1 protein-coding gene is annotated in these 336 nt (G+C 52.4%); it reads right to left on the bottom strand.

The window, feature by feature from the left end; genetic code table 11:
- Positions 1-31 precede the first annotated feature (31 nt).
- Complete coding sequence (locus C450_RS21540; RefSeq protein ID WP_152424449.1) at positions 32-277, bottom strand: hypothetical protein; 246 nt, start codon at positions 275-277, stop codon at positions 32-34.
- Positions 278-336 lie beyond the last annotated feature (59 nt).

Here is a 336-nt window from a genome sequence, read left to right on the forward strand (position 1 = left end):
ATCCGCCTGGAATCATCTTTTCCCGAGGCGCTCAGTTCCCGTGGTCATCCTCCTCGCTATCTTTACTTTGACCACGAACGAACCAGATGGGATCTCCATTTTCCGGTTCAGATTTTCTCACCTTATCGACATCCCTGAGGCCTCCCAAAACATTTAACACTTCAGGCGGAGGGGCACCGAGTTCGTCTGCGATATCACCTGCCGTCGGGTTAGAGCCCTCTCTGTTCTTCCGCTCAACGGCCTCGAATACTTCCTCTTGAGTAACTTCGCTCTTCATATTCTGATCCTTTCAGTGGTCCGTGGCCAAAGGGGTATCCCAGCCTGCCGAAACTTCTC

The organism is Halococcus salifodinae DSM 8989 (assembly GCF_000336935.1).
Taxonomy (GTDB): domain Archaea; phylum Halobacteriota; class Halobacteria; order Halobacteriales; family Halococcaceae; genus Halococcus; species Halococcus salifodinae.